At 62.3% G+C, this 409-nt stretch carries 1 protein-coding gene; it reads left to right on the plus strand.

The features are described from left to right. Positions 1–409, plus strand: a 409-nt coding sequence (locus EA795_RS20815; protein ID WP_276310944.1) for a contractile injection system protein, VgrG/Pvc8 family, incomplete at both ends; no start/stop codon positions are given.

Below are 409 nucleotides of genomic sequence, written 5' to 3' on the forward strand. Positions count from 1 at the left end.
TCGAAACCCTGCTCCATCGCCCCGCCTATCTCGCCTTCGGCCCTGCCGGCAAAGGTGTGCACGGTGTGATCCATGGCGCCCGCCAGGGCGACTCCGGCAAGCGCCTGACCCGCTACAGCCTCAGCCTGCGTCCGCAACTGGCTTATCTGATGCACAGCCGCGACCAGCGCATCTTCCAGCATCTCAGCGTGCCGCAAGTCATTTCCCAGGTGCTGGAAGGCCATGGGATCCAGGCCGACGCCTATCGCTTCCAGCTCGGCTACGTCTATCCCGAACGCGACTACTGCGTGCAGTACGACGAGAGCGACCTGCATTTCATCCAGCGGCTGTGCGAAGAAGAAGGCATCAGCTTCCATTTCCAGCACAACGAAGCCGGCCACATCCTGGTGTTCGGCGACGACCAGACGAT

It is taken from the genome of Stutzerimonas nitrititolerans (assembly GCF_003696285.1).
In the GTDB taxonomy this organism is placed as follows: domain Bacteria; phylum Pseudomonadota; class Gammaproteobacteria; order Pseudomonadales; family Pseudomonadaceae; genus Stutzerimonas; species Stutzerimonas nitrititolerans.